Genomic DNA, 17,565 nt, shown 5'->3' on the forward strand with positions numbered 1-17,565 from the left:
TTTGTCTATTTGAACCGATTGCAATGTTGTTTGGAAGCCAAAAGGGTCTTTATGCTAGATAAATGTGTTAAGTTCTTGCTTTACATATTAATAAATGCAAAAGGGGGATGTAATGAATCAGAATCAAATTAGAGATTTATTAAATTCAAGTCACGTAGAAATGTCATCACTATTATTTTCAAGTAAACAAGAACAGCAAAACTGGTTTGATAGAATAAATGGGAATTGTCACTACCAGCTTATGTTAGAGGAAATAAAAAGCGAGGCGCAAAGACTTATTCATGAACCTGACCCTGAATTAACCTACTCATTATTTAAACTATTTGAAGAAACAGGTTCCCGTCTTGAATATCAACATGTTTATTTTGAAAAAAGAAGACGGTTAAATACATTTGCGCTCATGACATTGCTTGAGCCTGATAATCAACAATATATTGATGCGTTGCAAAATACGCTCTGGTCGATTTGTGATGAATATACATGGTGTTTACCAGCTCATTTAACTAATAAACCTGAAACATTAACGGAACATCATTTTTCACTTCAGAAGCAATCATCAGCAGAGCGCACAATAGACTTATTTGCTGCAGAAACAGCCTTTGCTATTAGTGAAATTGCACGGTTAACTGAGCATGTTCTTGATCCGCTGATCATTAAACGTATGTATGAAGAGGTGTATAAGAGAGTACTTTGGCCGTTTTGTTATCAAAGGTTCGATTGGGAGACAGCCACTCATAATTGGGCATCGGTTTGTGCTGGATCAATCGGTTCAGCAGCATTGCACTTAATAGAAGATACCGATGCCTTATCAATTGTGTTGGAACGAGTGTTAGAAACGATGGAGTATTATTTAAAAGGGTTTAACGATGATGGAGCTTGTTTGGAAGGGTACGGATATTGGCAATATGGATTCGGGTATTATGTATATTTTGCTGATTTATTAAAGAAGAAGACAGAAGGAAACATCGATTTATTTAAGTCAGAGAAAGTTCATCAAATTGCACTCTTTCAACAAAAAAGCTTTCTTGATAAAAACGTAACCGTAAACTTTTCGGATGCGGTTCCAAAAGCAAATGTTTTTTTAGGCCTAAGTCATTATTTACATCGAGTGTATCCAGACATTGACATTCCCGAAAAAGAGATTCGTGCGAAATATACGGAAGATCATTGCAGCAGATGGGCTCCAGCATTGCGGAATTTATTATGGTTTGATGCTCGTCTAAAAGGAAAACCTTGGGGAGATGCAACGTATTATCTTCCAAACGCGCAATGGTTTGTATCGAGATACTCATCAAGTTGTGGTCGGTACGCTTTTGCTTCAAAGGGAGGACATAATGCAGAGCCGCATAATCATAATGATCTTGGTCATTTCATGCTTTATGGAAATCATGAGGTCTTTTTGATGGACTTAGGTTCTGGTTTATATACGAGTAAGTCCTTTGGTCCAGAACGCTATTCCATTTTTTGTAATGGTTCTCAAGGACACTCGGTTCCAATTATTAATCATGTATACCAACAAGAAGGAGAAGCATCTCAAGCCACTATTCAAGAAACGATAATAGGGGAGAATGAAGAAATCTTTCAACTAAATCTTTCCAAAGCGTATGACCTCGATTGTTTAAAACGGTTATCGAGACGGTTTAGATGGAAAAAGGCTGATAAACCAACATTAATAGTAGAAGATTCATATTCTTTTGTAGAACAACCAACTTCGATTGTAGAAAGGTTTATCACGCCTATTCATACGATAGAGGAAGATGAGGATAGCATTTTGCTTATAGGGGAACAAACGTTAAGAATCGTGTTTGAGCGTGAACAATTAGAACTAAAGCAGAGCAAGATGGAATTTCTTAATCACTTTGGAGAAAAAGAAGCGTTTATTGTACTTGATTTTAGTGTTAAGAATCTAAAGAAGGAATGTGATGTGAAGATTGTCTTTCAATTTGAGTGAGAAAAGTTTTAAATCAGTCAGTTTAGCAGAACTGGTGAGAAACATATTGATAAGGACTATTATCATTAGCCTCTCTATTAGTAGTCGTTCATAAGATGTGTTTGTTTTTAGTTACGTATAGCATGAACAATTAAATTGAGAATTCGTTACTAGAAACCAAAATTGAGGAGTTCCACCAGAGTTTATAGTTCCTTCCGTTGAAGATGTAGTTTTATAAAAAAGATTGATTGTTTAAAACAAAGTTTGATTATTTAAAATAAAGTTTGCTCATTTGTAATCAAGCTTGAAAAAAATCCTGTTGTATCTTAAGCAACAGGATTTTTTCTTTTTTTAACAGAACAAAATATTTGAATAATCAATTTGGATATTTATGTTAAAATATAGAGAGTTTGTAAAAAGATGTACTTAAAGTAACGATGCAGAAGACTTTAATAAGACACAGGTTAAAATGATGAAAGGAGATTTAGATATGGGGAAGAGTTTCAATAAAATATTTATCATTGTAATAATATCGGTAATTTTTATACAAGGTTGTTCAAGTAAAAGTTGGGCTTTCCCATTTGTTAAATGGAATGATAAGAATTACGTCATTACAGAAGATATAGTTGAGGGAAATTTGGTAGGAAGAGAACTCGGAAAAGTGACAAAGTATTCTACTTCAGAAGGTTCCTATTCAGGTAACTTCTCAAACTATTATAAAAAAGGGACAAAATATTATGAAATAGTTGATACGGATACCAATGAGGCTATTGCTATTGAGGATAGTAAAGGAAACTTTATAAAGGCTGTAAATGAAGAGAAATGGTGGGAAGAAAACCAAAATAGATAACTAAAAGGTACAAGAACGATTGTTAATTTTCTTCAATTAACGGGTGCGATGCTTGAACAAAGCATCGCTTTCCTTGTTCGACTGACGAGACAGAGCATCTGAACAAGGAAGGATAGTGAAAGGAATGATTAATATTACCGATTTAATATTATATATTTTTTGTTTTGTTGTTGCATTTTTTATTAGTTCTATATACGGAATTTATGTATCTGGAAAAAAAGGGTCTTTTTTGATTTCCGCTTTTAATGCATTAACTATAAATTTAGTACTAGATTTATTAGTAAGTATATGGTGGAGATATTTTTATCTAGATGACTTTAACTTTTTTTATGGTATAGATTTTTAGGATTATTTTTAGTACTAATATCTCAGATTACTCTTGTTATAGTTCTATTTGTAAACTATAAAATAAAAACTTATGAAGATAAATTAAAAGAGTAAATTATTAGTGAGTGATGATAGGTTTTATTCTTCTTCAACTAAAGGGTGCATTCCTGCAACAGCAGTAGAGACGTTTTTCACTAACAGAGCAGAAGAGTTTAACAAAGAAATTCCTCATTTGCGGAGAGGGAGGTAATAGAAATTAAAGTAAACAAGAAAGTGTTCTTTGGTAAAATAGCTGTAATTTCGATTTTTGCTCTTATCCTTGTTGATGGTTCTGATTTATTTGATAGAACTAAAATTGAACAATTGGAAATCACAGATATATATTTTGTGGAGGAAAAAACCACAAAAAGTAACAATTATACTTATACTACACCCGAACATTATCGTTTTGTATTTGAAATAAGAAACAGGAAAGTGGAAATGCGGTATTTTAGTGCAGACCATGAAAATTATGATATCGGCGACGAGGTTATGGTGGAATACAGACTACCGATAAATATATTCAGGAAACCTTATATCCCATACTACGAATTTCATTGAAATTAGAATCTAATTCAATTAACAGCTTCTTACTTTATTAAAGTAAAGGGTGCGATGCTTTAACAAGGCATTGCTTGCCTTGTTCCGTTAACGGGCAGCATTCAATAAATATTGAAACGTTTACGTTGTTTTTTCGTAACCTTAACAGAGGATTGTAATAAGGAATGAGGTAATGAGATGTCTCTATATAAAATTGGAGGTAAAATTACATTAGTTACAATAGTGGTGTTTTTAATAGCAAGATTTTTTTTGGAGGAAATGGATCAATGGGGAACTTTGCTCTTTTTATCGTATGGAATACTTTTTCTCATAGTTTATTTTATATTAGCCACAGTTTATCTAATGTGGGGTAAAAAGGCTCTTGCAGTGTTTATGGTTATTTTATTAGTTATCTTCATAAAATGGGGAATGCTTCTTGCATCTATCATATTTGACTTAATCTTTTGATTCCTACTTGAACTCCCTCAGATAGATGCAATATACTCATAAATGCTCGCTTATTCGCAGGATTTCAAACCACATGTAAGAACAATGACGGATAAGTGGAATGAGTGTTGATCATAAAGGCTACATGAAGGCATGCGGGAATAGAGGAGGCAATCTATGCTCCATTTATTACCATATACTCCCTCAGATAGATGCAATATACTCATAAATGCTAACGGGGGCGATTGTGGAACAAGGCAGTCGCTTCTTGTGCTTTGGAGTAGAGGAATTGAGGTAAAAATATTACAAGGAGGGGCTTATGCACCCAACAGAAGTAATAGAGTTTATGATTGTAGGTATTGTTATTGCAGTAATCATAATTATTTCATTTATTTTAAAAGGTAATTGGAGAAAGTTTGGATTGGTATTCGCCACAGTCGTTCTTTTAGCATATAGCGTATTTATTATAGTTCGCCCCTATTGGATTGATGCACAAATTGATAAAAAAGTTGAAATGTTAGAGCCATATTTAGAACAACAGTATCCAAATGATGAATGGAAGATTACAACGGTTGGATAGGCTACACTTAGTTGGACAGAATTTTTAAGTTCAAGTAGACTACAATTAATACGATTGAGGAGAATCTATGATGACCAAAAGAAAACGTCGAACGTTCAGTGAAGAATTTAAAAGACAAATCGTACAACTTTATCAAAGCGGTAAACCACGTAAAGAGATTATTCGTGAATATGACTTAACCCCTTCAACTTTTGATAAGTGGGCTTGACGTGTTCTTTAAATTGACCAAAGAATGATTCCATTGGAGAGTTGTCCCAACAGTTGCCCTTTCTAGACATAGACTGACGAATACCTAATTGCTTTACCTTCTCCTGAAATATTGGATTCGTATAGTGGACTCCCTGATCAGAGTGAAGAATTGCCTCTGGATGAAATTGAACAGTGGCTTCTACAAGTTTATCAAGTGTCTGATAAACCAAGTCCATTTCTAAGGAACTAGAGATATTATAAGCAACGATTTCTTTGGTTGAACCAACTTTAACACAAGACAAATAAGCCTTCTGGCCTCTGCCATAATAAAGATAAGTGATATCCGTTAATAACACCTTACCAGGCTCCTGCTGGTCAAACTGGCGATCAAGTAGGTTCGGACAAGTACGGTGTTCTTGAGTCGCTTTAAGCATTTTTCGATAAGGTTTTGCTTGTCTTATTTTTGCTTTAAGACCAAACTTCTTCATTAACCTTCTAATTTTCTTATGATTCATAATGACAAAATAATCATTCTCTAAGAGCATTTTTATCTGAAGAGCACCTACTTTTTCTTTCTTATGTTCAAATATCCATTTAATAAGTTCAATATCTAACTCGTTCCTGATTCTTCTCTCTCTTGACGAATAGTTGTCGCTTGTAACCATGCGTAATACCCACTTTTACTTACGTTAGCTAAAGCACATAGGTAAGATACTGTCCCCTTTAATTGATGGACTCTTATTGTTTTTTCAATGAGCTGAAACTTCTCTGATGCCGTTAATGTTTCCTTTTCAACGCCTGCCTCTCTAGTTCTTCTAACTTTTTTAAGAAATCATTTTCTGCCTCTAAAAATTTATCTTAGCTTCTGCCTTTTTCAATTTCTCTTCTGCAGATAACTCTTTAGATGAAGGTCTCCCTGAACTTCCTTTTCCTCTTCGTTCTAACTCAAATCCAGCTTGTCCAAACTTTTCAAATGTGTCACGCCAACGTTTCAGACTGCGTTTGGGCTGTTCCTTACCTATAACATCTAAATTAAACCCATTCTCAATAAAAATCTGAGAAGGTGTTTTACCTGCATAATACTCTTTTACAGCCTTAATCTTAAAGGCTGAATGATAGGAAATAGATCGGTCGAATACACGGGCAACGTTGGGATTTTTCTCAAGTTCTTTCATTTGGTATTCTGTGTAGATGTTTTTACTCATAGAGATTCTCCGTTCAAAATTAATGTTTTTATACGGGTTTTTCTTCTAAAGACATGAAAAAACCCGAATAGAGGCACTTTTTTTATAAGTGTCCATTATTCGGGTTATAGTTCAGTTCTTAAAGAATTGCTATATTTTTAATGATACCTACCATTACCCATACTATCATCGACTATATCGTTTACTTTTTCTATGGCTTGCTCTACCATTTCATCAGCAATCATCACAACGTCTGTATCATATTTTTCTTTTTTTGAAACATCGAACTGAAGTTTCTCAGCATAAGGTGCTGGTTTATTCATCATATGAGCCGACATAACCTCACAGAGAAGATTGCGCCCTTCTTCGGCATTTAACTTTCCTGTACAAATATCGTGCATTACGTTAATGGCAGTGAAATTAGCAGCCTCCATATCACAGCGAGAAGATACCTCGCCCTTTGTCTTTTCCACGATTATACTACCATCAAACTTCGCAAGCTCATTAAACATCTCTTGGGGGACCTTATAATTAATAACTTGCTCGATAACATCGGTATGGGGTTGTGGAAAGTCATGTGGGATTTCATCACGATAGACAATAGTCCGTTTCCACGGTCCATTGCTGTACCAGATTAATCGACTTGGAATCGCTTCATTCGGAGGACCATATTGTTCAATTGTAAGATTTGCTGATTTCTTTGACATAGAATTCCAATTATTAATAATCATTTGAACCTTTTCCATATCTTCAACGGTTTGAGTTATCTTTTCAGCTCCGCCAAAAGTTTGCACCTTTATATCACTTGCCATTGAGATAGCAGCGGTTTTCCATTTTTCTTCTTGTTCCATAAATATTCCATCCTTTCATCCATTTAGTTATTCTTATTATTATTATTTGAAACATTTTGAAATAAATACAGTAAAAATTATGTTTCCTTATTTAACAAACGGGAGCGATGCTTGAATAAGGTCAGCACACATCTTGTTGCATTAACGAGGTAATTAACTGGTTAAGAATAACAAACATCGCATGGACATACCTTTTATTGAGGAGGTGTGTCCATTGAAGCTGTTAGTTGTTGATTTGAAATCAAAGTGGTGTGTTATTGTTTTAATTTTGTTCTATATTTCTTTGGTGTTATTCGTTAGCTTTGTAGGAGTCAGTTCGTTTTATCCAGGAAGACTTGATGGGATTTATACTGGAGTGTCACATAATTTTGTCCCTTTTGCTACCATTGGCACTTACCTATTTAATATTCATAGCTATAATTTTGATACTTGGTTTTATAATACTTTCGGTATGGTGTTACTATTTATCCCAATAGGAGTTTTAATTCCACTCCTTTTACCTAAATTAAAGAACGCTTTGACAATAGTATTAATATTGATGTTCAGCCTTACTATTGAGTCAGTGCAATACGTAACTCAATTAGGTGTGTTTGATGTAGATGATATTATGTTAAATTCATTAGGTGGACTTATAGGTATTTTGGTTTTTAGTTATTTAAAAAGAAAGAGGTTATTCAACTAAAGGGTGGCTTATCTTTAATAAGCATTGACCTTTCATTAGTGGTATTACATCTTATTTTATCATGATAAAATATAAGTAAATATTCTGGAGGTGACTCAAATGAAGTGGGAAGAGGTGTGCCAAGCGTTTCCAGAACAGTGGGTTTTAATAGAAGCTGTACAAGCATATACAAATGAGAAAAGTGAGCGGATTTTAGATGAGATTGCCCCTTTGAAGAAGTTTTCTAATTCTCCAGATGCTATGAAAGCATATCAAGAAATTCATCGAGAAGATCCAAAACGGGAATTATATGTTCTTCATACTAGCCGGAAGGAGCCTAATATCATTGAGAAAAAAATGGGTAGGTGTTAGGCGATAGTGAAAAAACTAAATTGATGATGGTTTATTGCTTAAGGATATGGAACAAAGATTTAATGGAAAATCGCTTCATTTACAACGTGTATTAGTTGATACTGGCTCAGGAAGTACAGTTGTGTCAACAGACTTAGCAGAGTCAATAGGGGGTGTAGCAGAAGAAAATGATATGATATATCGTATAAGTGGAGTTGGAGGATCAGAGTTTGTCTATTCCAAAACGGTTGATTCAGTAAAAATTGGCGATTTGCTAACAGAAGGTTTTGCTTTAGAAATTGGTGCAATGAATCACGGATTTGATTTGGATGGTATCATTGGCTTGGACTTATTACAACAATTGAAAGCTGTCATAAATATAGACGAATTATCATTACAGTCAAATAGCTAATAGCAAGTATATTAGGTGCACTCTATACTTGTCTTTTTTGTTTTGCCGCTTTACAAAAGTAAAAAATTATGTTAAATAAGTTTGTAAATTTTTTCCTCCAAAATTAAAGGGTAGCATTAGTTGAACAAGCCTTTCAACTAATGGATAGCGGATAAAATATATAAGGTTCAGAATGGGTCTAGGAGTGGATTTGCAGGATAGAATTGTCACCAATTATGGAATTGGCGGAAAAGAGCACGTTTTTAGGAAACGAGTAGACCTAATCCAAATTGGTGAATTTACAGCAAAAGAAGTGGAGTTAGATTTTAATAATTTTGGATATGACGATATCAATGGTTTACTAGGATTAGATTTAGTGATGAAAGCAGGCTATATTATTGATTTGTAAAAAACTACAATTGAATAAAAGCAACTAAGGGACCTAAGATATTGTTTAGAATTGGGTCCTTTTAATGTTAAATTTGTTGAAGGGTGCTTTAGTTGAATAAGTGGATCACAAAAAATTATCACTTTTTTATAAAAAATGCACAATGCTTTCCAAAGGAAGAATCCCGTTTATTGAACAATCTTTTTTTTAGAACGGCTTCTTTTAAGTTAAGGTAAGATGTGGGTTTGAAAGGTATTTTTGATTAAGCTTCAATGCTACAGAAGATATGAGTTCTTACTATACTGCCAAGGTTTGGTCTGGTGTTTCAAAACGCTGATAGGCTTTAAAAGGACTGTCCCGTAGATTATTTTACTTCTTACGGGATAGTCCTTTTTAATTGAAGCAATATCCACAACATGCAGGCAAGTTGCAACCTGTTTGTTTCATTATTTTAACGGAAAAGTAATATTTGTTATATAAAACGACAAGATAGTGTTATGAAAGCGCTTTATCAACTTAGTAAGATATTAATAACAAAGCAATATTCCCCCTGATATAATTCCAGTTTTCTCCCTGGAAGTAGCAATTAAGCATGAAGGAGTGAAGAACATGAATTCTACACCTCAAGTAAAAGTGTCTACAAAAACAAAAACAGATAGATGGAGGATGAAAACAAAGACAAAAGAAACATGGGCGGGTTGGTTATTTATTTCACCAATGGTAATCGGAACAACAATTTTAGTCATTCTCCCAATTATTGCAGCTTTATATATTAGTTTCACAGATTGGGTGTTTATTCGAGGAATTCAAGATTTGAACTTTGTAGGACTCGAAAACTACAGTAAATTGCTAAAAGATGAATTGTTTATCCAATCAGTAAAAAATAACTTTTGGCTTATCTTTTCAGTTCCCTTAACGATGGGTTTTGCTTTATTGTTAGCGATTATTATTAATAAGTATGTTTATTTTAAGCCTTTTTTCAAGATTGTTTATTTTATTCCTTATATCTCGAGTATCGTAGCAATTGCAATTGTTTTTCAACTACTTTTTCACCCGTCTTATGGTCCAGTAAATGAATTTCTAATGGCAATTGGGATAGAAAACCCTCCGCGTTGGCTTGCGGATTCATCTTGGGCTTTAGTCTCCGTGATCATTATTAGTATTTGGTCTTCTGTTGGGTTCAATCTTATTATCTATTTAGCAGCATTACAAAATATCCCTGTCGATTTGTATGAAGCAGCGGATATTGACGGGGCTAGTTTATGGAAGAAGTTTCTTCACATTACATTACCGATGTTATCTCCAACAACATTCTTTTTATTGATAACTGGAATTGTTTACAGTTTTAAAGCCTTTGAATTAATTGTTGTCTTGACAAGTGGAGGACCAGGATATTCAACTTCTGTGATTGTGTATTATCTTTACGAACAGGCATTTGAAAACTTGCGCTCTGGTTATGCCTCAGCCATTTCTATGATCCTATTATTGATTTTGTTAGTGATTACGGCCATTCAGTGGTATGGGCAAAAGAAATGGGTTAATTATTAATGAGAGGAGGTGAGATAATGAAACAAAATGTCTCAAAAATTGTGATTACAGTTATCATGTTGGCGATAGGGATGGTGTTTCTTCTTCCTTTTCTATGGATGATCTCAGCTTCTTTAAAGCCAGAAAGTGAAGTGTTTACTTATCCTATTCAATGGATTCCTAGTGTGTGGAGATGGGATAATTATGTAACGGTATGGGCAGAGAATTTTCCTTTGTATTATTGGAATTCTATCAAAGTTACTGTCATTACTACACTTATTTCAACGACAGTATCAGCTATGGCTGCATACGGATTCTCAAAAGTTGAATTTAAGGGCAGGAATACAATATTTGTTATTGTCCTTGCTACGTTCATGATTCCTGCACAGGCTATTTTAGTCCCTCAGTTTATGCTGTTTATGTATTTAGATTTATTTGATACCCATTTAGGTTTAATCCTGTTAAATAGTTTTAGTGTGTTAGGAACATTTATGTTAAGGCAGTTTTTTATTGCGATACATGATGATTATATAGCCTCGGCAAAAATAGATGGTGCCGGTCATTTTACTATATTTCGTAAAGTTGCTGTACCGTTAGTATTACCGGGTATATCCACTTACGCAATCTTAAGATTTATTTGGACATGGAATGATTACCAAGGACCATTAATTTTCCTTCGGTCTGACCATTTGGCGACAGTTCAATTAGGGATTTCTAGATTCGCTTCAATAAGTGGAGAAGTTTACAGTTTAATCATGGCAGGAACAGTATCAGCAATCCTTCCACTTCTTCTAATTTTCTTTTTGGGACAAAAATATGTTATTGAAGGAATTGCATTAGGTGGAGTGAAAGGATAATAAATCAAATTCAAACAATGATAAAGGGAGGTTTTTTACATGAATCTTTATATGAGAAAGAAGACAAACAAAATATTTCAAACCATTTTAGGAGCAACGTTAGCTTTAAGTTTAGTAGGTTGTTCAGGTGAAACAAATGGGGATTCTGAACCTACACCTGATGCGGGAGGTTCAGAGGATACCACTGAGCAAGTGACAATTAAGCTTCATCATTGGTATAACGAAGAACAAGATAGATGGCATGATGTAATTGCAGCGTTTGAAGAAGAATATCCGCATATTAATGTTGAATCCGTTACACCAGAAAATAATAATGCGAATGAAACAATGAAGCAAATTGATTTAGCTGCTGCTTCAGGAGATCAACTAGATGTTGTTATGATTAATGATGCGGCGAACTATGCACAACGCGTTAGTCAAGGAATGTTTGAACCACTAAATGATTATATTGAGAATGAGGGTATTAAGTATGAAGATGACTATCGTGTAGATACGAGAGTTGATGGCAATTACTACGCTTTACCAGGTAAATACAATATGAGCTTTGTCATGCTTAATGAAGACGCTCTTAATGAAGCAGGTCTCGCAATCCCTACTGATTGGACTTGGGATGAGTATATGGACTATGCGGCTGCTTTAACAAAGGGTGAAGGCTCAAGTAAACGTTATGGGACGTTCTTCCATACATGGGTTGATTATATTAAACTAGCTGCAATGAATCAAATGGAAAACAGTAACCTTGTAAAAGATGATGGTGTTACGTCAAATATTGATAGTCCATTAATGAGGAAGTCTTTAGAAATTAGAGAGCGAGGACATGAAGAGGGTTCTGCAACTCCATATGCTGATACAATTTCACTTGATTTAGCTTACCGTCCTCAATTCTTCTCAGAAAGTGCTGCTATGATTATGACCGGAAGCTGGATGATTAACGAAGCAGGTGGAAGACCAGAGGAGCCTTCAACTTTCAAAACAGCATTTGCTCCGTATCCTAAAGCAAATGAAGGTGATGAGATTACGACTCCAGCAGGTGCTGACTTTTTAACAATGTACTCTGGTTCGAAACATAAAGAAGAAGCTTTTGAGTTTATCCGTTGGTATACGACTGAGGGAATTGTCATGCAAGGGAAATACTTGCCTGATTATACAGGAGCTGATTTAAACGTAGTTTTGGACAATTTACTTGAAGGAACTCATGAGGAAATGGTTAATAAAGACTCTCTTCTTAAAACATTAGAGGTTAGTCAAGCAGCGAAAGTGAACATTCCTGTACCATTTATTGGAGAGGTTGTAACCGCATACAACAATGAAGCCGAAAAATTCCTATTAGGTGAGCAAGATCTCGATACTACTATTAACAAAGCACATGAAGCAGTGCAGAAAGTTATCGATTCAAATGTAAAATAATGATAAAATAGTAAAAAGATTAGAGGCTATCTTCAAGTCTCTAATCTTTTACATTTAATTTGAAAGCGCTCTTTTACTTCGGTATAACTCGCTAGAACTAGGAAACCAATTGTATGTTTAAACCAATACCTTTAAATACTGTCATTAATTTTTTTCAAAAAAGATGAAATGACCTTACATTAGGAAGTGAATGTCATGCATTGGTTAAGAAAGAAATGTTATGAGATAAGTCAATTATTATCATTTAGAACAAAACTTATTATCATTATTGTCGTTTGTTTAGCACTTCCAATGATGTTTAGTATGGGAAATATTATCTATACAAGCAGCAATGTAGTTAAAAATCAAACGATCAAAAGTGAAGAATATAATGTTGAATTAGCAAATGTTTATCTAAAAAGAACAGTTGACACTATTATTCAAACGATGAATTACATTCATTTTGATGAACAAATCACCAGTGTATTAAATGAAGGTCTTCATCAGTCAATTCCCCCTAGAGCCTTTTTAGATATTAATTCAAAATTAAATCATTTGACACGAAATAGTAACATAAAAATTAGTATTCACCCCGTAAATAAGAACAAATATTTTGCAAATCAGCAATATAGAGGTGAATATGAGAATGAAAAAGTAAATGATTTGGCGAATATTATGGATAATACGTATGCATTCCAAGTTTATTGGTTCAATGCATTGGATTTAATTAAAGGGAGAACTGAGGGGCAACAGGTAAATCAACATGATCAGATCATCTTGATAGGTAGAAGAATGACAAATTATAACGGTCAAACGACTGCACATATGTTTGCAGGGATCGATAAATTTGGAGTTGATGAAATTCTATCTAGCGTTGTTGCGGGTGTAGAGCGTGAAATGATACTTTTAGATGAGAAAGGGACCATTTTATACGATGAAAATGTAGAGAATATCGGTCAATCTTTTCGATATTTTGAAGAAATGAAAGAAGGCAAGACTGCTACGTTTATAAATCAGGATGGAGACAATTATTTATGTGTATATAAAAAGCTTTCATATGCAAACTGGACGCTGGTCAGTTTTATGCCTTATCAAAAAGCCGTTGACGAATTAGGAAAGACCTATACCGTTAATTTATATATCGTTGTAATTGCCCTCATATTTTTAGTTTTTGTTTTACTTTATTCTGTGACTAAATATACTCAGCCTATTGATAAGCTAGCACGTGTCGCAAAGGAAATAGAAACTGGTAATCTGCAGATTCGCTCAAATATACGTCGGAATGATGAAATTGGACGGTTAGGATTAGCCTTTGATCTAATGTTAGATCGTATAGAGGAAATGATAAGACAAATTACAACGGAGCAACGGATGAAGCGTAAGGCTGAAATGGCTGTTTTGCAAGCAAGGATTAAACCACACTTTATTTTTAACGTTTTAAATACAATCCGGATCCAAATGGTTAAAAAAGGTGATTTAGATAATTCGCGTTTAATTACTTCATTCACCAAATTTTTAAGAAGTGTTTATAAAGATGATGAATTTATTACGTTACAAGAAGAAGTTGAATATACGATCAACTATTTAAATCTTGTTAATTCGATGCGGCAACATCCAATTGACATTCAATTAAACCTGATGCCTGAGACATTAACTGTGATGGTTCCGAGGTTCTTTTTACAACCGATTGTTGAGAATACTTGCAAACATGGTCTTCGTAATCAACACGGTATCGTTTTCATTGATTCCTTCGTTGATGCAGACAATATTGTTATTTCCATATCGGATAATGGAATTGGTATGAATAGAGATGAGCTGCAACGGTTAAAAAATAACGTATTCGAAAATGAAGGCGATACCAATAACGATAATGGGAAGTTTGGGATAGGAATAAAAAATGTAGTTGATAGAATGAAACTAATTTATGGAGAAGATTTAAAAATGAGTTTAGAAGGTGAATTAAATAAGGGGATGAAAATAGTATTTAGTGTTCTCGAAAAAGGTAGGGAGGACCATCATGAAGGTAATTCTCGTTGACGACAATTTTCAGATGCTAACATTTATGGATGAGTGTATTCCTTGGGCAAGTCGTGGAATTGAGGTAATTGGAAAATGTGAAAATGGGGAAGACGCATTACAGTTAGCTAGTTATATAAAACCGGATATACTCGTAACAGATATCGATATGCCGAATATGAATGGTTTAGAGTTAATACGTAAAATGAAGGAATTATATCCAAAGATTCAATCATTAATTATTTCTAGTCATGAAGATTTTCAGTATGCTCAGCAAGCTGTACGTTTATTGGTAAGTGATTATATTTTAAAAGAAGATTTAGAGCCTGAAACATTATTAGCAGCGATTGATAAATTGGTTGGTAATATTAAATTAGAAACACAGCAATTAAATGAAAGCATTAAATGGAAGTCCTTAGTTGATCAAAACAAATTCAGTTTGAAAAGGCAATGGCTTAGAAATTTAGTAGATTCCCCATCCTTAGATGAACCTTTATTTTTGCAAAGGTGTCAAATGTATGGTTTAGAATTAACAGAAAACAGATACTTACCAGTAGTGGGTCAAGTCATGAACAAACAGAACGCGCTAGACAAATTTAAATCAACTGATTTATTAATGTATGCAGTTGATAATATTGCTCAAGAGCTTTTTGGAGAGAATTTTGAAGGCTTTGTTTATGAACAACATGAGATGATCTGGTTTTTTCCTGTGAAGGATTTAGTGAAATTTAATGTTCATGAGGAAATTAAACATGACCTATCTAAATTGCAAGAGGCACTTTTTAATTATACAAATATAGAAATGGCATTTGTTTATCATAAGCCAGTAAGGAAAGCTATCGATTTAAAAAAATCACTAGAAGATTTAATTAAGTTGAAGCATGAGTGGTTTTATATGGATGATTCAGGTGTAAGTTCACATGATATCGTGAAGGTGATCTTTGCCTCTGATGACCTATTTGATGATTATACAACAGTGCTAGAAGAGATGAGGAAAATCATTTTAGAAGAAGATGAAAAGAAACTTGTCGATTTTGTTAAGTCCTTGATAACGACAATAAACAAGCGGAAATATCATCCGGATTCTGTGAAAATATACTTTCATAAAATAGTAGTAGATATCGGTATTAGTTATTATTCTTTAAACAAAGACTCGACGATTAAGACAGAAAACATCCATAGTGAATTTCATGGGATTCAAACGGTTAAACAATTAGAGTTATATGTTATTCGTTATCTTACATCTATTATTAAAAGTACAGAAGTAAGAAGAAAGTCACAGCGTAATGAAATATGGAAAGCAACGAAATATGTAGAAACACATATTCATGAGAAAATAACGATGGAAAAGGTTGCACAACATCTCTATCTAAATCCTAGTTATTTTAGTCGGATTTTTAAAAAAGAAACAGGAGATACGTTTATTGACTATGTGAATCGTGCAAAAATTGAAAAGGCATATCACTATCTTGTTGAATCAAACAATACAGTTGAGGATATTGCAAGTCGATTAGGCTATGACAATACGAGCTATTTTATTAAACTTTTTAAAAAATATACGAATAAGACTCCGGCAGAATATAGACATACTAGTTAATTAGGAGGCCACTGAAAAAGGGTTTTTTTCCTTTTTCAGTGGCCTCGTTAATTAGTATGTCTATTCTATTGAATGAAAGGAATAAGAGCTTGTTTATGAATGAAGTCAAAATACTATCATATTCAGTCAATATAATGTCATCGAATGCAATCCATTCAATAGTAAACTAATAATGAGAGCGCTATCTTATATAGCCTAAAAGGTTTCAGGAGAAAATTCATTATCAATTTTGAAATCAATTATTTGTGATCGGTACCGTGTAATAAGTAGAAAGGGTGAGAATATGGAAAAACAACGACAGTGGGTAGATGAAGCCTGGCGAAAAATAACGGAGAAGATTAACAGAACGAGCAAAAAAATAGGTGCTAATTTTCCACATGCAAGTGTTCATGGTTCTTATGAGCTAGCTGAGCCTCATTGGTGGACTGCTGGTTTTTGGCCAGGACAACTTTGGTTAGTGTACCGTGATACGAAGGATGAATCATTAAAAACCATCGCAGAACAGTGTGAAGAGAAATTAGATAAGGTGATCACAGACTATTATCGCCTTGACCATGATATGGGTTTCATGTGGACATTAACGAGTATTGCCAGATACAAGCTGCTTGGAAAAGAGGATTCCAAACGCCGTGCTCTGTTAGTTGCGAACTTATTAATGGGAAGGTTTAATGTTAATGGTCATTTTATTCGTGCTTGGAATCCTTGGTTTGAAGATGACGATAATAGAGGTTACGCAATTATTGATTGTGCGATGAACTTACCATTGCTTTTTTGGGCTACAGAAGAAACGGAGGATCCTAGATTTAAAGCGGTAGCTATGAAGCATGCTGACACGATTCTTGAACATTTTATTGAAGCCGATGGATCGGTTCATCATATTGTCCATTTCGATCCGGAAACGGGAGAGCGAATCGAGTTTGTTGGCGGTCAAGGATACGCACCAAACTCAGCGTGGTCAAGAGGAACAGCTTGGGCCATTTACGGTTTAACATTAGCTTATGAACATACAGGACAAGATCGATATTTGCAGGCCGCAAAAAAAGTCGCCCATTTCTTTATTTCAAATTTACCTGAAGACTTTGTGCCACATTGGGATTTTCGTATCCCGGAAGAGGTGACACCATATCGTGACTCCTCAGCCGGAGCAATCGCAGCACCAGGCTTATTGTTATTAGCAGAGAAGGTGCCGCCTACCGAAGCTCCTATTTACAAGAAGGCTGGCGAAAATATTCTTCATTCTTTATATGAACATTACGGTGACTGGGAAAATCCGAATGAAGATGGGTTAATTCTCGAAGGAACGAGTCACTATCCAGAACAGAAATATTTGAAAAACCCGCTTATTTATGGTGATTATTTCTTTGTGGAAGGGGTTGCCCGCTTAAAAGGTTACACGGAGTTATTTTGGTAAGGGGTCAAAATCAATCGTTTATCGCGCTGAAGCTTTCGCCTCT

17 protein-coding genes and 1 pseudogene are annotated in these 17,565 nt (G+C 34.3%); 15 read left to right on the top strand and 3 right to left on the bottom strand.

The genetic code is table 11. The features are described 5' to 3' along the window. The first annotated feature begins 112 nt into the window (after nt 1-112). The 5 genes and pseudogenes from B1R93_RS15235 to B1R93_RS15265 form a co-directional block, all read left to right on the top strand. Entirely contained in the window at nt 113-1,951 is a 1,839-nt protein-coding gene (locus B1R93_RS15235; RefSeq protein WP_088104826.1) for a heparinase II/III family protein, read from the top strand. Between the two features lie 469 nt (nt 1,952-2,420). Next, nucleotides 2,421-2,780, top strand: coding sequence for a hypothetical protein (locus B1R93_RS15240; RefSeq protein ID WP_088104827.1), 360 nt, complete (start codon nt 2,421-2,423; stop codon nt 2,778-2,780). A gap of 1,104 nt (nt 2,781-3,884) precedes the next feature. Further along, nucleotides 3,885-4,154, top strand: coding sequence for a hypothetical protein (locus tag B1R93_RS15255; RefSeq protein WP_088104830.1), 270 nt, complete (start codon nt 3,885-3,887; stop codon nt 4,152-4,154). A gap of 298 nt (nt 4,155-4,452) precedes the next feature. After that, nucleotides 4,453-4,713, top strand: a complete 261-nt coding sequence (locus tag B1R93_RS15260) for a hypothetical protein (RefSeq protein WP_088104831.1) — start codon at nt 4,453-4,455, stop codon at nt 4,711-4,713. Nucleotides 4,714-4,783: 70 nt separating this feature from the next. Further along, a pseudogene (locus B1R93_RS15265) lies at nt 4,784-4,915 on the top strand (transposase); the annotation flags it as partial. Here B1R93_RS15265 and B1R93_RS15270 read toward each other — a convergent pair. From B1R93_RS15270 to B1R93_RS15280, 3 genes are all read right to left on the bottom strand, one after another. Next, nucleotides 4,872-5,567, bottom strand: coding sequence for an IS3 family transposase (locus B1R93_RS15270; RefSeq protein ID WP_088104832.1), 696 nt, complete (start codon nt 5,565-5,567; stop codon nt 4,872-4,874). The pseudogene B1R93_RS15265 and the gene B1R93_RS15270 sit on opposite strands and share 44 nt — an antisense overlap. Before the next feature lie 180 nt (nt 5,568-5,747). Beyond that, nucleotides 5,748-6,107, bottom strand: a complete 360-nt coding sequence (locus B1R93_RS22750; RefSeq protein WP_133058666.1) for a hypothetical protein — start codon at nt 6,105-6,107, stop codon at nt 5,748-5,750. Between the two features lie 137 nt (nt 6,108-6,244). After that, complete coding sequence (locus B1R93_RS15280) at nt 6,245-6,937, bottom strand: hypothetical protein (protein ID WP_088104833.1); 693 nt, start codon at nt 6,935-6,937, stop codon at nt 6,245-6,247. A 214-nt stretch (nt 6,938-7,151) separates the two neighbouring features. Between B1R93_RS15280 and B1R93_RS15285 the strand changes: the two genes are divergently transcribed. The 10 genes from B1R93_RS15285 to B1R93_RS15330 all read left to right on the top strand — a co-directional run bounded on the left by B1R93_RS15285 (nt 7,152) and on the right by B1R93_RS15330 (nt 17,522). Continuing rightward, nucleotides 7,152-7,619: a VanZ family protein gene (locus B1R93_RS15285; RefSeq protein WP_165763839.1), complete on the top strand. Its 468-nt coding sequence runs from the start codon at nt 7,152-7,154 to the stop codon at nt 7,617-7,619. A gap of 99 nt (nt 7,620-7,718) precedes the next feature. Then, nucleotides 7,719-7,970 (top strand): hypothetical protein, encoded by a 252-nt coding sequence (locus B1R93_RS15290; RefSeq protein ID WP_088104835.1) that lies wholly within the window; start codon nt 7,719-7,721, stop codon nt 7,968-7,970. Between the two features lie 34 nt (nt 7,971-8,004). Further along, a complete protein-coding gene (locus B1R93_RS15295; RefSeq protein WP_088104836.1) occupies nt 8,005-8,361 on the top strand; it encodes a retropepsin-like aspartic protease in 357 nt (118 codons plus the stop codon). 172 nt (nt 8,362-8,533) lie between these two features. Then, on the top strand, nt 8,534-8,749 hold the full coding sequence (locus B1R93_RS15300) for a pepsin/retropepsin-like aspartic protease family protein (protein ID WP_088104837.1): 216 nt from the start codon (nt 8,534-8,536) through the stop codon (nt 8,747-8,749). Between the two features lie 588 nt (nt 8,750-9,337). Further along, complete coding sequence (locus tag B1R93_RS15305; RefSeq protein WP_088104838.1) at nt 9,338-10,276, top strand: carbohydrate ABC transporter permease; 939 nt, start codon at nt 9,338-9,340, stop codon at nt 10,274-10,276. A 17-nt stretch (nt 10,277-10,293) separates the two neighbouring features. Then, on the top strand, nt 10,294-11,112 hold the full coding sequence (locus tag B1R93_RS15310; RefSeq protein ID WP_088104839.1) for a carbohydrate ABC transporter permease: 819 nt from the start codon (nt 10,294-10,296) through the stop codon (nt 11,110-11,112). A 39-nt stretch (nt 11,113-11,151) separates the two neighbouring features. Then, complete coding sequence (locus tag B1R93_RS15315; RefSeq protein WP_088104840.1) at nt 11,152-12,519, top strand: ABC transporter substrate-binding protein; 1,368 nt, start codon at nt 11,152-11,154, stop codon at nt 12,517-12,519. Between the two features lie 195 nt (nt 12,520-12,714). Further along, nucleotides 12,715-14,535, top strand: coding sequence for a sensor histidine kinase (locus tag B1R93_RS15320; protein ID WP_088104841.1), 1,821 nt, complete (start codon nt 12,715-12,717; stop codon nt 14,533-14,535). Then, nucleotides 14,516-16,111, top strand: a complete 1,596-nt coding sequence (locus B1R93_RS15325) for a response regulator transcription factor (RefSeq protein WP_088104842.1) — start codon at nt 14,516-14,518, stop codon at nt 16,109-16,111. Before B1R93_RS15320 ends, B1R93_RS15325 begins: the two co-directional genes overlap by 20 nt. Before the next feature lie 283 nt (nt 16,112-16,394). Further along, nucleotides 16,395-17,522 carry a glycoside hydrolase family 88 protein gene (locus B1R93_RS15330; RefSeq protein ID WP_088104843.1) on the top strand — a complete coding sequence of 376 codons (1,128 nt, stop codon included), beginning with the start codon at nt 16,395-16,397 and terminating at the stop codon, nt 17,520-17,522. Nucleotides 17,523-17,565 lie beyond the last annotated feature (43 nt).

The sequence above is a fragment of the Halalkalibacter urbisdiaboli genome (assembly GCF_002156385.1).
Taxonomy (GTDB): Bacteria; Bacillota; Bacilli; order Bacillales; family Bacillaceae_D; genus Halalkalibacter_A; species Halalkalibacter_A urbisdiaboli.